This window comes from Sinorhizobium sp. GQ132, assembly GCF_059758575.1.
The window spans coordinates 110,131-127,664 of the sequence record NZ_JCAXDX010000005.1 but is presented as its reverse complement, the minus strand read 5'-3'; the positions used below and the strand labels follow the sequence as shown (position 1 = coordinate 127,664).

The window sequence follows — 17,534 nt, the reverse complement described above, 5'->3', positions numbered from 1 at the left end:
CGATGTCGAAACCTGTCGTTGCCATCCCCTGCGATTTCCGCGAATTCGACGGCAATGTCTGGCATGTTGCCGCCCACCAATATGTCCGCGCGGCGGTCGAGGGCGCCGGGCTGATGGTGTTTCTCGTTCCCGCTCTGCAGGCCGGGAACGATGCGGACGAGATTCTCGACCGCGTCGACGGGGTGCTCGCCAGCGGCGCTCGCTCCAACGTCCACCCTTCGCTCTATGGCAGGGAGGCGACCGAAGCGGACGGGCCTTTCGACCCGGGCCGCGATGCGACCAGCCTGCCGCTGATCCGCCGCGCAATCGATCGCGGCGTCCCGCTGTTCGCGATCTGCCGCGGCATACAGGAGCTCAATGTTGCGCTGGGCGGCACGCTTGCGAGCGAGATCCAGGAGCAGCCCGGCATCTGGGACCATCGCAAGCCGGAGGTTCCGGATCTCGATGTCGCCTATGGCATTCGCCAGGATGTGGTCGTGAAGGAAGGAAGCTGCCTTGCCCCGGTCCTCGGCACGGGCCGCGTAAGGGTCAATTCGCTGCATCGCCAGGCGATCGGCGCCGCCGCTCCACGCCTCGCAGTCGAAGCCGTGGCCGACGACGGGACCATCGAGGCGGTCTCGGTCGTCGGCGCCAAGGCCTTTGCCGTCGGCGTGCAGTGGCATCCCGAATACTGGGTGCGGACCGACGCCCCGTCAGCCGCCCTGTTCAAGGCCTTCGGAGATGCCGCGCGCGCCTATCGTGAGAGCAAGGCCGGTTAGTTAGACCACTCTGCGCCGGAACGGCGTCTCGACCACCGGCGTCAAAGCCTCGCCCGTCGAGAACCATGCCTTCAGATTGTCGACCACGAGATCGGACATCGCGTTGCGCGTGACGACCGACGCCGACGCCACATGCGGCAGCAGGGAGACATTCGGAAACGAAAGCAGCGCTTCGGGAACATGCGGCTCGTTTTCGAAGACGTCGAGACCGGCTCCGGCAATGGTGCCGTTCCGAAGCGCGGCGATGAGCGCCGCCTCGTCCACGGTCGATCCGCGGCCGACATTGATCAGTACGCCCTTCGGGCCGAGCGCCGAAAGGACATCCGCATCGACAGCCCTCAGCGTGCTCGCCGTCCCGGGTACGATGACGATGAGCGTGTCGACGGCCTCGACCATACCCGAAAGGGTCGGATGATAGGTGAAAGCGAGCCCTTCGCGCGGCGTTCGCGTGTGGTAGGCGATCGAGACGCCGAAGGCTTCGAGCCGCCGTGCGATCGCGAGGCCGATCCGGCCGAGGCCGAACAGCCCGACCGTACGGCCGCGGAGCGATAGCGGCGATAGCGGGAAGGCGCCCTCGCGCGCCCAGCGGCCCTGGCGCAGCCATTGCTCGGCCTGCGGCAGGAGGCGCAGCGTGTTGAGGAGGAGGCCGATGGCCGTGTCGGCGACTTCCTCCGTCAGGACATCAGGCGTATTGGTGACGACAATCCCTCGGGCTGCTGCGCGCGAGACATCGACGCCGTCGTAGCCGACGCCGAAATTCGCAACGATCTCGAGGCTGGGGAATGCATCCATCAGCGGCACCGGCAGCTTGCCCGAAACGGCGATACCGGAAACGTCGTGCATGTCGGCTGTCACCAGAGCCGCATCGGCGCGCTCGATGCACACGGTCTCGAACATTTCCGGCAATCGTTCGAGGACCCTCGGGTTTATCTTGCCGGGCACGAGAATTCTGGGACGACTCATCGGGTTTCCTTTCCGGACATAGCGGGAATGCGGACGAACACTCACGCATCCTGTTCAGACTCGGAGGAATCGATCAAGCCGTTACCCGCAGCGGGCCGGTCGACTGGCGGATGCGCATTTCCGGCTTGATCAGATGGATGCCGTCCGGTTCATGGCTGCCGGAAAGCTTGTCGAGGAGCGCGCGCGCAGCGCTGCGGCCCACCTCCGCCTGGCCGTTCCAGACGGTCGTCAGCGCGGGCGTCGCGATCGACGCTTCCTCGAGGTCGTCGTAGCCGGTGACCGAGATGTCGACGCCCGGCACGAGGCCGGCGCGGGCAATGCCGTTCATCATCCCGATGGCGACCAGATCGTTCCAGCAGACGACCGCGGTCGGCTTCTGCGGCAGTGAGAGGAGATGCACGGCGGCCTCGAAACCGCCCTGCTTGGAGCGCGGCCCCGGGATGCGCAAGTCCGGATCGACCTCGATATTCGCCTTGCGAAGCGCGTTGACGTAGCCCTGATAGCGGTCGCGGCCGGTGGAGGTCTGGTCGGTTCCCCCGACCATCGCGACGCAGCGATGGCCGAGCCCGATGAGGTGATTGGTCGCAAGCGAAATGCCATAGGCGTCGTCACCGCGGAAGATCGGGACGTCGAGCCCCTCGATCGAGCGGGCGATCAGGATCGCCGGCATGCCGTTGTCCTCGGCAAGCTGAATGTCCTGCGGCGGCGTGCCGATGGCCGGCGACATGATGACGCCGTCGCCGCCGAGCTGCAGCAGCGTCTCGATGAAATCCCGCTGCTTTTCGACGGAATCGTAGTGGTTGGACAGAATGAAGGTCTGCTTGTCGCGATCGAGCTCAGCCTCGATCGCCTTGAGGATCTCACCATAGAACGGGTTCATGATGTCGTGCACGACGACACCGATGATGCCCGAGCGCGACGTCCTGAGACTTGCGGCACGGCGGTTGTAGATATAGCCGAGTGCGCGCGCCTGCTCCTTGATCTTGTCGCGGGTGACCGCCGCCACCAGCGGGCTGTCGCGCAATGCCAGGGATACCGTCGCCGTCGAAAGGCCGAGTGTTTCCGCGATTGTCGAAAGCTTGACCTTTTGCGCCACCATATCCCCCGTTGCAGTCGCTGCCGTCAGCCAGTTTAAATTCCTTTAAACTGTTTGAAATATCGCTGCAATCGGGAAGTTCAAGCCGCCCTGTTCTCACACCGCGGCTCAATCCGCAGCTCTGGCGGCCTGCAGATTGCTGTCGACCGCGCGCAGGAGCTTCATGAGAGTGCGCACCTGCTTGTCGGTCAAACCGCGTGTTGCGAGCTTCTCGGAATGCTGGCCCGCTTCCGCGATGATCTGCAGGCGATCACGGCCGAGCTCTGTCAGATAGACCTTGGTCAGCCGGGCATCGTCCCTGTCCGGCCGGCGTTCGAGGAAGCCTTGCGCTTCCATGCGGCCGATCGTGCGCGTCATCGTCGGTGCCTTGACCCCGAGCTTGCCCGCCAGCGCCCCGGCCGTGAGCCCGTCGGTTTCGGCAAGGGCTAGCATGACGCCGTCCTGCCCGGCATAAAGGCCGCTCGCGACGAGGTTGCGAGAGAGCACGGTGCGCATCGAGCGGGCCGCCTGGACGAGAACCGAAGCCAGATCGTGATCGTTCGCCTCGGCGACGATCTCGTCCTTCTTCTTGCCGTTCTTGCCCTTCCTTTCGGCTTTGCTCTTCTTGCCCATTGGACCTCCCGCCGAATCCCCTACACAACACTTATAGCAATAAGGCTTGAGTTTACGAACTGTATGACTCAAATAACGATTTTACGACAAACCACGCCGAGGTCCGAGTAGAAATGTCGCTGCCGAAGCCACGATGGACCGACAATTCCACCGCACTCGAACCTGTCGAGCGGCGGGACTGGATCGCGGTGCTCCCGCTCGGCGCACATGAACAGCACGGGCCGCATCTCCCTTTCGAAACAGACCGGCTGATTGCGGCGGGCATCGTCGAGCGCGTTATCGCCGCACTCCCCCAAGCCCTGCCCGTGACCTTCCTGCCTGTCGAACCGGTCGGCTATTCGATCGAACACATGGACGTGCTCGGCACCCGAACGCTCGCCTATGACGAGGCGGTCGAACGTTGGCTCGGCATCGCCGAGGACCTCGCCGGACTCGGCATCCGCAAATTCGTGATGCTGAACGCGCATGGCGGCAATTCGCCCCTGATGACCATCGTAGCGACGGAGGCGCGGATACGCTTCCGGATGCTTGCCGTGGCGACGAGCTGGACACGCTTCGGACAGCCGGATGGCTGGATCGGCGCCGAGGACAAGGCCGTCGACATCCATGGCGGCGATATCGAGACCTCGGTCATGCTGGCGCTCCATCCGGATAAGGTGGACATGGCGAAGACCCGCGACTTCCCCTCGCGGCAGAGCGAGTTCGCGCGTTCCTTCAAGCATTTGCGCGCCTACGGCCCGCACGCCTTCGGCTGGAAGATGTCGGATCTGAGCCCGGACGGCGTCGCCGGCAATGCCGCCGCCGCCACCGCCGAGCGCGGCGAAGCGCTGCTTGCGCATGCTGCGAAAGGCATCATCGAACTGCTCGAGGATGTGAACGCCTTCGATGCCGGCGAGCTCGACTGATTTTTTCTCCCGCGTCGATCGCGACACAGGTCTGTATTTGCGCATCGCCACCTCATCTCTTATATGAGAACCCAACCATCGATGCCCGCGGCGCATCGCCAACCCTCGAGGTTCCCATGACCGAAACATCCGCGCAGAAGCCGATCCCCGTCACCGTGCTCACGGGCTATCTCGGCTCCGGCAAGACGACGCTTCTGAACCGCATCCTCAGCGAGAATCATGGCCGAAAATATGCGGTCATCGTCAACGAATTCGGCGAGATCGGCATCGATAACGACCTGATCGTCGAGTCCGACGAGGAAATCTACGAGATGAACAACGGCTGCGTCTGCTGCACCGTTCGAGGCGACCTGATCCGGGTCGTCGAAGGACTGATGCGCCGTCCCGGACGCTTCGACGCGATCATCGTCGAGACCACCGGCCTTGCCGACCCGGTGCCGGTCGCGCAGACCTTCTTCATGGATGACGACGTTCGCGCCAAGACGGAACTGGACGCGGTCGTGGCGCTCGTCGACGCCAAGCACCTGCCGCTGCGTCTGAAGGACAGCCGCGAGGCCGAGGACCAGATCGCCTTCGCCGACGTGGTGCTCCTCAACAAGACCGACCTCGTGACGCCGGAGGAACTCGAGCGCGTCGAGGCGACCGTGCGCGTCATCAATCCGTCCGCCCGCATCTATCGCACGCAGCGCTCCGAGATCGACCTCGGAAAGGTGCTCGACCAGGGTGCCTTCAATCTCGACAGGGCGCTCGAAAACGATCCCCACTTCCTCGATCAGGACGATCACGACCACGTCTGCGGTCCCGATTGCGACCACGATCACCACCATCATGATCACCACCATCATGATCATGATCATGACCATGAGCATGATCATGACCACCACCATCACCATCACGACGGCCCCTCGCCGATCCATGACGTGACGGTGCAGTCGATTTCGCTGCGCGGGGGCGAAATGAATCCGGATCGCTTCTTCCCCTGGATCCAGAAGATCACCCAGACCGACGGTCCGAACATCCTGCGCCTCAAGGGCATCATCGCCTTTGCCGGCGACGCCGAGCGCTATGTCGTCCAGGGCGTTCACATGATCATCGAAGGCGATCACCAGCGCCCGTGGAAAGACGGCGAGAAGCGCGAAAGCAGGCTCGTCTTCATCGGCCGCGATCTCGACCGCGAGAAGATCGAGCGCACCTTCAAGGCCTGCGAAGTCCCGGCATGATCCCGGATAAATCCATGATGAAAAAAGAAAGTCCGTCAAACTGATGCCGACCGTCGCTCCGCTCGATCTCGAAGGTCACGTCGTCGGCGTGGCTTTCCTCAAGGATGTTCCCTTCTTCGCCGGGGCCGCCGGCACGATCCACCGGCTCGATCACGGCCACAAGACGACCGAAGCACATGACGGGCTGCTGTCCCTTGTTGTCGACGAGGCGAACGACACGCTGCTGACCGGCGGCGAAGACGGCAAGGTAATGCGCATTTCGGCAGACGGCACGGCGAGCCTCGTTGCCGACACGGGTCGCAAATGGATCTCGCAAGTTGCGGCCGGACCGCAAGGTGCGGTCGCTTACGCCTACGGCAAGACGACGCATGTCCGCCTTTCCGACGGTACCACCAGGGACTTTCCCGAGCAGCGGACCGTCGAAGGCATCGCCTTCGCACCCAAGGGCCTGAGGATCGCCTCCGCGCGCTACAACGGCGTCTCGCTGCACTGGGTGGCCATGGCAGGCCAGCCGGTCGATCTCGAATGGAAGGGCGCCCACACCGCCGTCACCTTCTCTCCCGACGGACGCTTCGTCGTCACGGCAATGCAGGAAAATGCGCTGCATGGCTGGAAGCTCGACGCGAAGCCCGGCGCCGAGGCGCGCCACATGCGCATGACCGGCTATCCGGCCAAGGTGAAGTCGCTTTCCTGGTCAGCGAAGGGCAAGTGGCTCGCATCGTCCGGGGCGCCGGCGGCGATCGTCTGGCCATTTCAGGGCAAGGACGGGCCGATGGGCAAGGCGCCGCTCGAGCTCGGCACCCGCGCCAACATCATGGTGACGACGGTCGCCTGCCACCCGGCGGACGATATCGTCGCCATCGGCTATGAGGACGGGATGATCCTTGCCGCCCGCTTCGCGGACAGCAAGGAAGTGCTGTTGCGTCGCCCGGGCAATGGCGCGATCACCGCCATGGCCTGGAACAAGAGCGGCCGCCAACTCGCTTTTGGATCGGCGGCGGGCGATTGCGGTGTGGTGGATATCGCCGGCTAGCAGGGGCGGATGCATGCCCCCGCTGCGGCGAAAGACGGGGGCAGGCGGATGAGGGCCAGCTCCGCTGGTTCTCACCATTCCAGTTCCAGATGCGGCCGCCCGTCCGATGTCGTCTCGACCGTCCGCCCGCTCTCATCGATGGTGGCGGTGACCCGCTGGCGGAAGGCGGAGAAGCTCTCGAACGTGACGACGTCGACAGGCTCGTCGAACTTGAACGTCAGGCGATAACGTCCCGGCTTCGCGCCGATCGCCTGGGCCGAGAGGACTTCCGCTTCGAAAGGCTGGCCGAGATAACGGCCTTTGACCCGCGCCCCGAGCATCCATGGATTGAAAGCAGGTCGGTTGCCGACAGCCGCGTGCAGCGTGTTCCAATCGCGATAGCCATATTGGGCGGCGATCAGCTCGAGCGACTTGGAGTGGGTGACTTCGTCACCCTCCGACACAAGCCGGGATCTCAGGCGTCTGGCCTGGTCCTTCAGCGCATCGAGCGAGGGAAGGCTTCGTAATTCATGCGTCATGACAGGGTCTCCTGTTACGGCATGCATTTCCGGGATGGGTGTCCGCATTGCCATCGGTAGCATGCCGCGCGGCGTGACCGTGTCGACAAGAGAGACTTCACCGAAGCTTGACGCTCGCGGACGGCAGGGGCCCTCGCCCGGCGCCTGAAATAGGGGAAACTTTGCAGGCTGTCAAACGCGCGGGGCCGCCGGCGATGCCACTTGCACGCAAGCGACCGCCATGGGACGACTTGGCGTCGCCAAGAGCGGATGAGGAAAAGTGATCCAGGGAGCACGTCATGAGCGAAGTCACCATTCTCGCATTCGCGCTTGTCGCCTTCATCGGCATTGCAACGCCTGGACCGACCGTGCTTCTCGCCCTCACCAATGGTTCGCGTTATGGCGTGAAACGGGCAACGGCAGGAATGATCGGCGCGATGCTCTCGGATTTCGTGCTGATCGGCGCGGTCGCACTCGGGCTCGGCGCACTGCTCGCAGCGTCGGAATTCTGGTTCTCCGTGATCAAATGGCTGGGCGCCGCCTATCTCGCCTATCTCGGCGTCATGCTGCTGCGATCGCGCGGGACGCTGGAACTCCCGCCGCAAGCATCGCAGGCCATGGATGCCGGGGCGACGCGCTCCATCTTCACCAAGAGCCTCCTCGTGGCCGTCACCAATCCCAAGGGCTATCTGTTCTTTTCGGCCTTTCTGCCGCAATTCATCGATCCCGCCCTGCCACACGCGCCGCAATACGCCATGCTGGCCATCGTCTTCGCGTCGATCGATTTCATGGTGATGTTCGGTTATGCCCTGCTCGGGTCGCAGGCGATACGCTTCATGAGGCGCTCCGGCGCGATCTGGCTCGACCGCATCTGCGGCGGCGCACTGCTGGCGCTCGCCGGATCTCTGGCGCTCTATCGCCGCGCTGCGAATTAGAAGGCTTCGGCACAGCGTGTGGCATGGTCATTCGAAGGGAATGGCCGTGCTTCAACATGTCATAGAAACACTGAGATGCTTCAACCGTTTGATCCAACAGACTCCGCGAGGGAAAACCGTTACAAACTTTTCCTGGAAGTGCTCTGAGGCGCCACAGCGCTCCCGCCGCCAAGGGCGGCAGGAGCGCTGCTGATAATCCACCTCCGCAGGGTGGGAGGCGGAAGAAATTCAGGCCGCGCGGCGAAGCGGCGGCAAAGCGAGTTTCCGGCCGCTGGGAACCAGCATCCCGGCAGCACCGTCGAGCCAGCCCTCCTTGAGCTCGAGCGCCAGGAAGCGGTTGCGTTCGAAAGGACCGGGCATCACGAGATGCTGCGCGCGCTGCGCGAAGAAGCCGAAACGTTCGTAATAGGCGTCGTCGCCGACGAGCAGGACAGCGCCATGGCCGCGGTTCTTGGCTTCCTGGATCGCCGCGCGCATCAGCATGCCGCCAATACCTTTGCCCTCATGCGCCGGATCGACCGCAAGCGGGCCGAGCAGCAGCGCCGGCACCGCCTGGCCCTCGCGGTTGACGCCGGCCTCGACGTTCCAGAGGCGCACGGTGCCGATGACGTGACTGTCCGCATCCCGCGCGACAAGGGCAAGGCCCTCGGCAGGCACGCGGCCGCGGCGCAGCTTCTCCGACGATTTCCTGCGGCGACCCGCGCCCATGGCACGGTCGAGCAGGTTCTCGCGCGCAACGACATCGCCCGGGTTTTCCGAGTCGATTATAAAGGTGGTTGGCGCGAAGAACGCGCGCAGGGAATCAACAACAGCGGCCATCTGGGCCTCCCGTCATCAAAACCGCTTCAGGCGGACCGGACATGAATTGTGAAAGCCGCTCCCGCTTGAGCGGGAGCGAGCAGGATCAGATGACATAGGCCTTCAGAGGCTCGAAGCCGTTGAAGGCGACGGCCGAGTAGGTCGTCGTGTAGGCGCCCGTGCCTTCGATCAGAACCTCGTCGCCGATCGTCAGCGAGATCGGCAGCGGATACATGTTCTTCTCGTAGAGCACGTCGGCCGAGTCGCAGGTCGGGCCGGCGAGCACGCAGGGTTCCATCGCATCGGCATCGCGGGCCGTACGGATCGGATAGCGGATCGCCTCGTCCATCGTCTCGGCGAGACCGCCGAACTTGCCGATGTCGAGGAAGACCCAACGGTGGCTGTCGTTGTCCGACTTCTTCGACACGAGAACGACTTCCGCCTTGATCACGCCGGCATTTCCCACCATGCCGCGGCCCGGCTCGATGATCGTCTCCGGAATGTTGTTGCCGAAGTGCTTCTTCAGCGCGCCGAAGATCGCCTGGCCATAGGCTTCGGCCGACGGAACGTCCCTGAGGTACTTCGTCGGGAAGCCGCCGCCCATGTTGACCATCTTGAGCTCGATGCCCTGCTTGGCAAGCTGGACGAAGACACGCTTGGCATCGGCAAGAGCCGCATCCCATGCGTCGAGCTTCGTCATCTGCGAGCCGACATGGAACGAGACGCCGTAGGAAACGAGCCCGAGCTGGTGCGCATAGACGAGCACGTCGACCGCCATCTGCGGCACGCAGCCGAACTTGCGCGACAGCGGCCATTCGGCGCCTTCGCCATCGGTGAGCACGCGGCAGAAGACACGGGCGCCGGGAGCGGCGCGCGCGATCTTCTCGACCTCTTCGTGGCTGTCCACCGCAAAGAGGCTGATGCCCAGCGCATGGGCGCGCGCAACGTCCCGCTCCTTCTTGATGGTGTTGCCATAGGAGATGCGGTTCGGCGTCGCGCCTGCATCGAGCGCCATTTCGATTTCTGCGACCGACGCGCAATCGAAGTTGGAGCCGAGGCCGGCGAGAAGGCGCAGGACTTCCGGCGCCGGATTTGCCTTCACGGCATAGTAGATCGCGCTGTCGGGCAGCGCATGACGGAAGGCCTTGAAATTGTCGCGCACGACGTCGAGGTCGACAACGAGGCAAGGACCTTCGGGTCGTCGGGTGTTGAGGAAGTCGATGATACGTGCGGTGGTCATGGCCATATTCCCCGATCCATTAGACTCCACATTTGTGGAGGACAAAGGGCATACGCACGCCTGCACTGGAACCAGCCGGTGGAGACCCCGGAACCATGCATGCGCTCGATGCGCGAATGTGAATCAAAGCCCGCAAAGGCTAGGATTCGGCTTTGTCTGCCATGGATTGGAGGGAATAACCCAACCGCACTTCCGGCAATGAAGGTGTGCCTCTTCAGTAACCCCGGCTGTTGGAAAGCCGGCAGACACCAGAAAGGCCCGCACCGTCGTTGCTTCAAGATGTCCTCGCATTTCCCGGTTGGCCGGAATAGCGACTGGAGGGGTTAGTTCCAGGTACCTTACCGATAACCTCACCTAATCGAGGGTCGGCGGACACCCACAGGCACGTGCGACTTTGGGCAAGGCGTAGGTAAGAAAAATCATTGTCGTAATCAAGAGGTTTTTCCATCTCGCCGCTAATTTTTTCTGGACCGGGCAACGGCGCCAGTGTTCACTTTGGCTGAACGATCGCAGCAGGCCGTGCGTGCGGACGGGAACCGGAGACCCGTCTACCCAAGCGCGTTTTCGCCTGCACGCCAGAGAAAGACGAACCATGGATACCTTGACCCGCATCCGCGCCTTCATCGATGTCGTGGACGCGGAAGGCTTTTCGGCCGCGGCCCGGCGCATCGGCAAATCCAAGGCGCTGCTGTCGAAATATGTGCGCGAACTCGAGGACGAGCTCGGCGCGCTGCTGTTGAACCGCACGACGCGCCAGTTCTCGCTGACCGAGGCCGGCCACACCTATTACCGCAGCGCATCGGAAATCCTGAAGGAGATCGACAACCTCGCCGATCTCGTGCGCGCCAACAATTCCGACCTCAAGGGCCGATTGCGAATCACCGTGCCGAGGACTTTCGTCGATGCGGATATCGGCCAGTCCCTGATCGACTTCGGCAAGGAGCATCCCGAACTGTCGCTCGACATCGTCTCGGACGACCGGTTCATCGACCTCGTCGAGGAAGGATTCGACGTCGCCATCCGAATCACCCGGCTCGAGGACTCGACGCTGATCGCCCGCAAGCTCGACGACTTCCAGGTGCTGGTCTGCGCCTCGCCGGATTTCATGGCCAGGGCCGGCGCCCTCGGGCATCCGAGCGAACTGTCCAAGCTGCCGTGCATCCTCGACACCAACGGCCGGTCCTATTCGAGCTGGCGTTTCGTCGAAAAGGACGGTTCGCCATTCACCGTGCCGGTCAGCGGGCAGATCGAGGTCAACAGTCCACTTGCCGCGGCGCGCGCCGCGGTGAGCGGCATCGGAGTGGCGGTCCTTCCCGATTTCATCGCCCGGCCGAAGATCGCTTCCGGCGAGCTCGTGACGTTCTTCGACGATTTCCTGCCCAAGGATCGCGGCATCTACGCCATCTATCCGCATCGTCGTTACCTCCCGACCAAGGTTCGCACCTTCGTCGACTTCCTCCACAGCTGGTTCCGCAGCACGCGCTGATGCGACTGCGATCCTTCCTCACGCGTTGGAACGACGCGCTGCAAGTCCCAATTCCGTCTCATTTACGGTACATTCGGGGACGATTCGCGCGGCCCCGGCCGAAAGGATTCCCATTCCCATGAAAATACAAAGCCTCGTCATGGCCGGCCTTGCGACGCTCCTCGCGCCCACGCTCGCCTTCGCCCACCCGCATATATTCGCGGAAGCCCGCCTCGAGATCGTCTCGGACGACACGGGCGGGATCGGCGAGTTGAGGAATGTCTGGCGGTTCGACGAGCTGTTTTCGGCAAGCGTCGTTCTCGACTTCGACAAGAACGCGAACGCCACGCTCGACCCGGATGAACTGAAGGAAGTCGGCCAGACAGTGCTCGAGTCACTGGCGGAGTACAACTATTACACGTCGATTTCCGACAACGGCAAATCCGTGAAGGTCAGCAGACCCGACAGCATCACCGTCGACTACAAGGATAACCAGCTCCTGATGATGTTTGCGGTCAAGCCTGCGGAGACCATGCCGCTTAAGGGCAAGCTTTCCTTCGGCGTCTACGACCCGACCATGTATACCGCCATGGATTTCCCCACCGACGAGGACCTCTCCGTCGTCGGCGAAAAGATCGAGGCCTGCCAGCATCAGGTGGTGCGGCCCGATCCCGACGAAGTGCTGGCGGAGAACAAGGACACGCTGACCGACGCCTTCTGGAACGATCCGACCGGGACCGACACGTCGAAGCTTTTTGCAACCAGGATCGAGATCACATGCTGAATGCCCGCGACGCCGGCCGCCTGATCGCGGCCGCCTTCCTGTTGACGGTATTTTCCGCAACCGTCGCCGCCGCACAGTCGCCTCTCGGCATCGGCACGGCCGAGCCCTCCATCCGGACGACGGGCTTTCTTGGCGGTTTCTTTTCCTGGGTGAACATGGAGCAGCAAGGCTTCTACCGAATGCTGACCGACGCGCTCAAGGACATGCGCGAGAATCCGTGGCAGCTCTGGTCCTTGATCGGCCTTTCCTTCACCTACGGTGTCTTCCACGCCGCCGGTCCGGGCCACGGCAAGGCAGTCATCTCCTCCTACATGATCGCCAATGAGACGGAACTGAAGAGGGGCGTGCTGCTTTCCTTCCTCTCCTCGATCCTGCAGGGCGTCGTTGCCATCCTCCTGATCGGCGCCGTCTATCTCGTGCTGCGCGGCTCCTCGATCAGCATGACGAACGCCACCCGTGCACTCGAAATCGCGAGCTATGCGCTGATCGCTGCCTTCGGCGGTTGGCTGGTCTTCCGCAAGCTGCGATCGATGCTGCGTCCGGCCCCTGCCACGATGCATGCCGATGACGTTCATGGCCACGAGCATCATCATCATCACGATCACCACCACGCACACGGGCCTGGCGAGGTCTGCGCCACCTGTGGCCACGCCCATGCACCCGATCCGGCACTCCTGAAGGGCGACCGTTTCGCGCTCAGCGAAGCCTGGTCGGCGATTGTCGCAGTCGGCTTGCGGCCCTGCTCCGGCGCGCTGATCGTGCTGTCCTTCGCCCTCCTGAACGGGCTCTATCTCGGCGGCGTGCTTTCGGTCTTCGCCATGTCGATCGGTACGGCAATCACCGTTTCGATCCTGGCGACCATGGCCGTCACGGCCAAGGGCATTGCCGTGCGCTATGCCTCCAGCGATTCGGCCGCGGCGCGTATCTCGAACGGCATCGAGATCGCCGGTGCTTTGCTTGTCCTGCTGCTCGGGCTGGTGCTTCTGGGCGCGGCACTGCAGAGCTGAGGCGCACCGTCAGCGCATGCGGGCGCGTCGATCGCGAGAATTACAGCCCCTTCCGGCGCTGATGGCGGGCGCGCAGCCAGAAGATCAGGAAGAAGCCTATCACGAACAGGCAGCCGACCGCGGCCGCAAGCCATGGGGATATGTCGCCGAGCCTCACCATGATCGACGGCAACGCGAAGAAGCCGATCCCGACCACCAGCAGAATGATGGCTGCCGCGACGGCGGGCGATTTCTCCTTCTCGGGCGTGCTCACCTTCGCTCCTCCCCAGCGCCAAGCGTTGCGCGGATATCCTCGAGGCGCTGCTTCTGGCGCCCATCGCGATCGAAATTGTCGGGCGAAAGCCAGTGCTCGAAAGCGGCCTTGATGAGCGGCCATTCGCGATCGATCATCGAGAACCAGGCCGTATCGCGATTGGCGCGCTTCGAAACCATGTGCTGACGGAAAATGCCTTCGAAGGTGAAGCCGAGGCGCGCCGCAGTGGTGCGGCTCGCCTGATTTTCGCTGTGGCACTTCCATTCGTAGCGCCTATAGCCGAGGTCCTCGAACACGTGCCTGGCCATGAGATAGTGCGCTTCCGTCGAAAGCGGCGACCGCGCCATGGCGGCCCCGTGCGCGACGCCGCCGACCTCGACGACGCCGTTGGCGGGATCGGCGCGCATGTAGTTTGCCATGCCGACGACCTTGCCGCTCGCCCGTTCGCGAAAGACTTCGGTCACCCAGGCCGACTTCTGCTGGACCGCGGAAAGCCAGGCATCGAAATCCTCTATGCCCGAAAAATCGTCCTGGGAGAAATATTTGAGCAGAGGATTGATGGACATGCCACCGAAGGCATCGTTCCAGAGAGCATTCAGATGCTTCGCCCGGTCATAGGGCTCGACGATAACGTATCGTCCCTCGATGAGCACCGGTTTCGGCGCCGGGCATCCCTTCCAGTCGGCAAGGTCACGCATCAACTGCTCCCGCGTTTGCATTCGTGTTTGGCAATAGGACAGACGCGGGGCGGTGACAAATTCAAACTCGTGATGCGACCCATGAGCGGAACGGATCGGCGCCCGCCCTTGAATCCGTTCAAACCGGGATCTTTGCCGCAGAAACCGTCGCCTCGATATGGTCGACGAGCGCATCGGCCAGGCCGAGTCGTCCGGCAAGCAGGTCGAGATAGCCGCGCTCGGCCCGGCCGTCCGGCTCGATCGCGAGACGGGATGCCGTATAGATCTCCACCCGCTCCTCCTCAGTCTTCCCGGCGGAGATGATGGCGTCGAGATCGATCGGATTGACGAGTTCCGCTTCCAGGAAGGCCGCCGCATCCGCGGAAAGGCCCGAAACGGACAGCTTGTCCATGATGCGGCTGCGCTCGGCGCCGTCGATATGGCCGTCCGCGCGCGCAGCGGCGATCATGGCGCGCACCAGCACGAGCGCGAAGTCGTCGCTCAGCGCTTCGGGCGCGGCGAAGCCGGAGTCGGCGGGAGGCGCGGGCAACTGGGCCGGTGCGCGTGGTGCGGGCTCGGCCACCGGCTCCTTGCCGGACTGGTAGTTCTTGTAGGCCTGATAGCCAAGGCCGGCGATGGCGGCGAGACCGCCGAGGACGGCGGCATTGCCGGCCAGCTTGCGTCCGGATTTCGTGCCGAGCAGAACCGCGGCGATCGCGCCGGTGGCAAGCGGATTGTCCTTTGCGACTTTGGTCACCTGATCCGCCCGGCCGCGGACAGACCCTCCGGCGCCGGGCACCTGCGATCCCAGGAACTGGTCCAGCAATTTCTTCGCGTCGAACATCAGGCTTGCTCCTTTTCGGTCCATGCGCGGTGGCGAGCATGAACGCCCCACCCCGCTCCGTCGTTGGCCGATTGAGACATAGGAACGTTGCCGCGGAAATACAAACCGGCGTGAAGAATGAAATGGCCGGACGACTGCCGGCCCTCCTCCATCACGTGCCGTCTGGGATCAGCCCTTGAGCGCGAAGGCCTCGGCCGCAAGCTTGGTGATGCCGGCCCAGTCGCCCCTGGCGACCAGGTCCTTCGGCGCCACCCAGGAGCCGCCGACGCAAACGACGTTGGGAAGCGTCAGGTAGTCGCGCGCATTGGCAAGCGAAATGCCGCCGGTCGGGCAGAACAGGGTGCCTGCGAGCGGCGATGAGAGCGACTTCAGATAGGCGGCGCCTCCGGCCTGCTCGGCCGGGAAGAACTTCATCACCCCGTAACCTTCCTCGCGCAGCCCCATGACCTCGCTCGCCGTCGCCGCACCCGGAAGCAGCGGCACCTCGTGATCGTTGGCGACGTCGATCAGTTCCTGCGTCGTGCCGGGGCTGACGATGAACTGCGATCCGGCCGCGACGGCCTCTTCGAACTGGGCGGCATTGAGGATGGTGCCGGCTCCGGCAACGGCGCCCTCCACCTCACCCGCGACCGCACGGATCGCTTCCAGTGCGGCCGGCGTGCGCAAGGTGATCTCGATCGCCTTGAGGCCGCCGGCGACCAGCGCCCGCGCGAGCGGTACCGCCGACGCCGCATCGTCGATCACCAAGACGGGCACCACCGGCTGCAGCTTGAGGATTGAGAGAAGCTTGTCCGTTTTCGCGCTCATGCCGATCGTCCTTTTAAAACGATTGAATAATACCCCTCGCATAGCGTGCCAGTCTGCGGTTGTCGAGCCCGACGGATCTGGGCGCGGAAAACTATTCGCGCCATACCGCCCGCTTCCGCTCTAACTTGTCGGGACCGGCCACGTTCACGACTTCAGGTCGATCCGATCTAAAATCATCGTGATCGAAGGGACAAGACTTGAGCGACATCGATTAAACGGTAGTCTGTGCCGGCCGACATCTCGAAATGGCAGGAGATCCATGGCAAAGGAGATTGAGCGCAAGTTTCTTGTCGCCACCGACGGCTGGCGGCAACACGCGGACAAGGGCATCAGGCTACGTCAGGCCTATATCGTCACCATGGAAGACCGCTCCGTACGCGTGCGCATTCACGGCAACAAGCGGGCACGCCTGACCATCAAGATCGGCAAATCGGCCCTCGTCCGCAACGAGTACGAATACGATCTCCCCATGAACGACGCGCGGGAATTATTGACCCAGGCGATCGGCATTGTCATCGAGAAACGGCGTTTCCGGATACCGCACAAGGGGTTCACCTGGGAGGTCGACGTCTATGAGGGCGCGCTCGAAGGGCTCACCGTCGCCGAAGTCGAAATGAAGCGGGAAACGGACCTGCCCAACCTGCCGGCCTGGCTGGGGCGCGAGATCACCGGCGATCGCCGCTACTCCAATCAGGCGCTTGCCACCGAAGGACTGCTGGAAGCGCAAGCATGACCTTTGCTTTCCATCCGAAACGCCCCTTTACCGAGGATTTCCGCGCCGTCGGAGGGGAACAGATCGAACGCGCAATTGCAATGCTCGAGGTTCAACCCGAAGGCGTGCATGAAGCGATCCACGATGCGCGCAAGAGCTTCAAGCGCCTGCGCTCGCTCTATCGCCTCGTGGTCGCGGATGCGCCACTCTTCCAGAGGCAGGAAAACGCACGCTTCCGCGCCATGGCACGCAATCTCTCGACATTCCGCGACGCGGCAGCGCTGGTCGAGAATGCCGGCTATCTGCGCCAGCATGCGGCGAGCGAAGAGCAGCAGCTGGCCCTCGACAAGGTCTGCTCGATCCTCGCAAGCCGGCGCGACCGGATTGCCGAAGAACGAGGCGACCTCGACCGGAAGATCGAAGAAACCATCGTCAATTGCCGAAAGGCGCACGCCGCGCTCGCTCATGTTTCCTTCCATGACGGCAGGCGGAAATCCGCCCGCCGCCTCGCGAAGGGCTGGCGGCAGACGTTGCGGCGCGCCGCACGCGCCAGGGCAGCCTGTGCGGCCAGCACCGATACGGCGCTGTTTCACGACTTGCGCAAAAGCGCGCAGGATTACCGAATGCAGCTTGCCCTGCTTCGCGAGGCGTGGCCATCGGGGATGCGGGCAAAGAGAACGGAGGCCAGCGACCTGGTCGACGTGCTCGGCCACCTGAATGACATCGCCGAATTGATGTCGCTCGTCGACGAGCGGCCCGACCTTGCCGGCAACAGCAGGGAACATTTTCTTTCGAATGTCGCGGCCAGGCAGGACGCGCTGAGGCGTGAGGCCTTGAAGCGCGCTGATGCGGTCTTTCTCGACCGGCCGCGGAGGGAGAGCCGAACCCTCGAACTGCTCTGGCTCGAAGCCGGGAGGTAGAACGCTTC

20 protein-coding genes are annotated in these 17,534 nt (G+C 63.4%); 10 read left to right on the top strand and 10 right to left on the bottom strand.

The annotated features are described in order from the left end of the window. The first annotated feature begins 2 nt into the window (after window positions 1-2). Window positions 3-758 (top strand): gamma-glutamyl-gamma-aminobutyrate hydrolase family protein, encoded by a 756-nt coding sequence (locus AC6CIG_RS14770; RefSeq protein ID WP_127709122.1) that lies wholly within the window; start codon window positions 3-5, stop codon window positions 756-758. On the opposite strand, the gene AC6CIG_RS14765 is transcribed toward AC6CIG_RS14770, so the two are convergent. The 3 genes from AC6CIG_RS14765 to AC6CIG_RS14755 form a co-directional block, all read right to left on the bottom strand. Continuing rightward, window positions 759-1,721: a 2-hydroxyacid dehydrogenase gene (locus AC6CIG_RS14765; RefSeq protein WP_127709124.1), complete on the bottom strand. Its 963-nt coding sequence runs from the start codon at window positions 1,719-1,721 to the stop codon at window positions 759-761. 73 nt (window positions 1,722-1,794) lie between these two features. After that, window positions 1,795-2,817, bottom strand: coding sequence for a LacI family DNA-binding transcriptional regulator (locus AC6CIG_RS14760; RefSeq protein WP_026168787.1), 1,023 nt, complete (start codon window positions 2,815-2,817; stop codon window positions 1,795-1,797). Between the two features lie 108 nt (window positions 2,818-2,925). Continuing rightward, entirely contained in the window at window positions 2,926-3,429 is a 504-nt protein-coding gene (locus AC6CIG_RS14755; RefSeq protein WP_003528917.1) for a MarR family winged helix-turn-helix transcriptional regulator, read from the bottom strand. Window positions 3,430-3,542: 113 nt separating this feature from the next. Between AC6CIG_RS14755 and AC6CIG_RS14750 the strand changes: the two genes are divergently transcribed. The 3 genes from AC6CIG_RS14750 to AC6CIG_RS14740 all read left to right on the top strand — a co-directional run bounded on the left by AC6CIG_RS14750 (window position 3,543) and on the right by AC6CIG_RS14740 (window position 6,587). Continuing rightward, window positions 3,543-4,334: a creatininase family protein gene (locus AC6CIG_RS14750; RefSeq protein ID WP_018096715.1), complete on the top strand. Its 792-nt coding sequence runs from the start codon at window positions 3,543-3,545 to the stop codon at window positions 4,332-4,334. A 116-nt stretch (window positions 4,335-4,450) separates the two neighbouring features. Further along, a complete protein-coding gene (locus tag AC6CIG_RS14745) occupies window positions 4,451-5,554 on the top strand; it encodes a CobW family GTP-binding protein (protein ID WP_018096714.1) in 1,104 nt (367 codons plus the stop codon). Between the two features lie 43 nt (window positions 5,555-5,597). Further along, window positions 5,598-6,587, top strand: a complete 990-nt coding sequence (locus AC6CIG_RS14740; RefSeq protein WP_018096713.1) for a WD40 repeat domain-containing protein — start codon at window positions 5,598-5,600, stop codon at window positions 6,585-6,587. 71 nt (window positions 6,588-6,658) lie between these two features. On the opposite strand, the gene AC6CIG_RS14735 is transcribed toward AC6CIG_RS14740, so the two are convergent. Then, complete coding sequence (locus AC6CIG_RS14735) at window positions 6,659-7,105, bottom strand: glyoxalase superfamily protein (protein ID WP_100672890.1); 447 nt, start codon at window positions 7,103-7,105, stop codon at window positions 6,659-6,661. 278 nt (window positions 7,106-7,383) lie between these two features. Here AC6CIG_RS14735 and AC6CIG_RS14730 point away from each other — a divergent pair, with 278 nt between their 5' ends. Continuing rightward, the gene (locus AC6CIG_RS14730; RefSeq protein WP_127709126.1) at window positions 7,384-8,019 is read left to right on the top strand and encodes a LysE family translocator; all 636 of its coding nucleotides are present in this window, start codon (window positions 7,384-7,386) and stop codon (window positions 8,017-8,019) included. Window positions 8,020-8,247: 228 nt separating this feature from the next. Here the strand turns inward: AC6CIG_RS14730 and AC6CIG_RS14725 are convergent, their stop codons facing one another. Beyond that, window positions 8,248-8,838 (bottom strand): GNAT family N-acetyltransferase, encoded by a 591-nt coding sequence (locus tag AC6CIG_RS14725; RefSeq protein ID WP_127709128.1) that lies wholly within the window; start codon window positions 8,836-8,838, stop codon window positions 8,248-8,250. An 85-nt stretch (window positions 8,839-8,923) separates the two neighbouring features. Then, window positions 8,924-10,063 carry an ornithine/lysine decarboxylase gene (odc2, locus tag AC6CIG_RS14720; RefSeq protein ID WP_234841209.1) on the bottom strand — a complete coding sequence of 380 codons (1,140 nt, stop codon included), beginning with the start codon at window positions 10,061-10,063 and terminating at the stop codon, window positions 8,924-8,926. Between the two features lie 586 nt (window positions 10,064-10,649). Between odc2 and AC6CIG_RS14715 the strand changes: the two genes are divergently transcribed. The 3 genes from AC6CIG_RS14715 to AC6CIG_RS14705 all read left to right on the top strand — a co-directional run bounded on the left by AC6CIG_RS14715 (window position 10,650) and on the right by AC6CIG_RS14705 (window position 13,313). Next, entirely contained in the window at window positions 10,650-11,543 is an 894-nt protein-coding gene (locus AC6CIG_RS14715; protein WP_127709131.1) for a LysR family transcriptional regulator, read from the top strand. 118 nt (window positions 11,544-11,661) lie between these two features. Next, the gene (locus AC6CIG_RS14710) at window positions 11,662-12,306 is read left to right on the top strand and encodes a DUF1007 family protein (RefSeq protein WP_018096707.1); all 645 of its coding nucleotides are present in this window, start codon (window positions 11,662-11,664) and stop codon (window positions 12,304-12,306) included. Further along, the gene (locus tag AC6CIG_RS14705) at window positions 12,300-13,313 is read left to right on the top strand and encodes a nickel/cobalt transporter (protein ID WP_498322861.1); all 1,014 of its coding nucleotides are present in this window, start codon (window positions 12,300-12,302) and stop codon (window positions 13,311-13,313) included. The genes AC6CIG_RS14710 and AC6CIG_RS14705 overlap by 7 nt, the downstream gene beginning before the upstream one ends. A 40-nt stretch (window positions 13,314-13,353) precedes the next feature. Here the strand turns inward: AC6CIG_RS14705 and AC6CIG_RS14700 are convergent, their stop codons facing one another. The 4 genes from AC6CIG_RS14700 to AC6CIG_RS14685 form a co-directional block, all read right to left on the bottom strand. Further along, window positions 13,354-13,566, bottom strand: a complete 213-nt coding sequence (locus AC6CIG_RS14700; RefSeq protein ID WP_018096705.1) for a hypothetical protein — start codon at window positions 13,564-13,566, stop codon at window positions 13,354-13,356. Further along, on the bottom strand, window positions 13,563-14,264 hold the full coding sequence (locus AC6CIG_RS14695; protein ID WP_127709133.1) for a GNAT family N-acetyltransferase: 702 nt from the start codon (window positions 14,262-14,264) through the stop codon (window positions 13,563-13,565). The genes AC6CIG_RS14700 and AC6CIG_RS14695 overlap by 4 nt, the downstream gene beginning before the upstream one ends. A 118-nt stretch (window positions 14,265-14,382) precedes the next feature. Beyond that, the gene (locus tag AC6CIG_RS14690) at window positions 14,383-15,087 is read right to left on the bottom strand and encodes a tellurite resistance TerB family protein (protein ID WP_127709134.1); all 705 of its coding nucleotides are present in this window, start codon (window positions 15,085-15,087) and stop codon (window positions 14,383-14,385) included. A 168-nt stretch (window positions 15,088-15,255) separates the two neighbouring features. Then, window positions 15,256-15,894, bottom strand: coding sequence for a 2-dehydro-3-deoxy-phosphogluconate aldolase (locus AC6CIG_RS14685; protein ID WP_018096702.1), 639 nt, complete (start codon window positions 15,892-15,894; stop codon window positions 15,256-15,258). Between the two features lie 259 nt (window positions 15,895-16,153). Here AC6CIG_RS14685 and AC6CIG_RS14680 point away from each other — a divergent pair, with 259 nt between their 5' ends. After that, complete coding sequence (locus tag AC6CIG_RS14680; RefSeq protein ID WP_127709135.1) at window positions 16,154-16,627, top strand: CYTH domain-containing protein; 474 nt, start codon at window positions 16,154-16,156, stop codon at window positions 16,625-16,627. After that, a complete protein-coding gene (locus AC6CIG_RS14675; RefSeq protein ID WP_127709136.1) occupies window positions 16,624-17,526 on the top strand; it encodes a CHAD domain-containing protein in 903 nt (300 codons plus the stop codon). Before AC6CIG_RS14680 ends, AC6CIG_RS14675 begins: the two co-directional genes overlap by 4 nt. The last annotated feature ends 8 nt before the right edge of the window (window positions 17,527-17,534 follow it).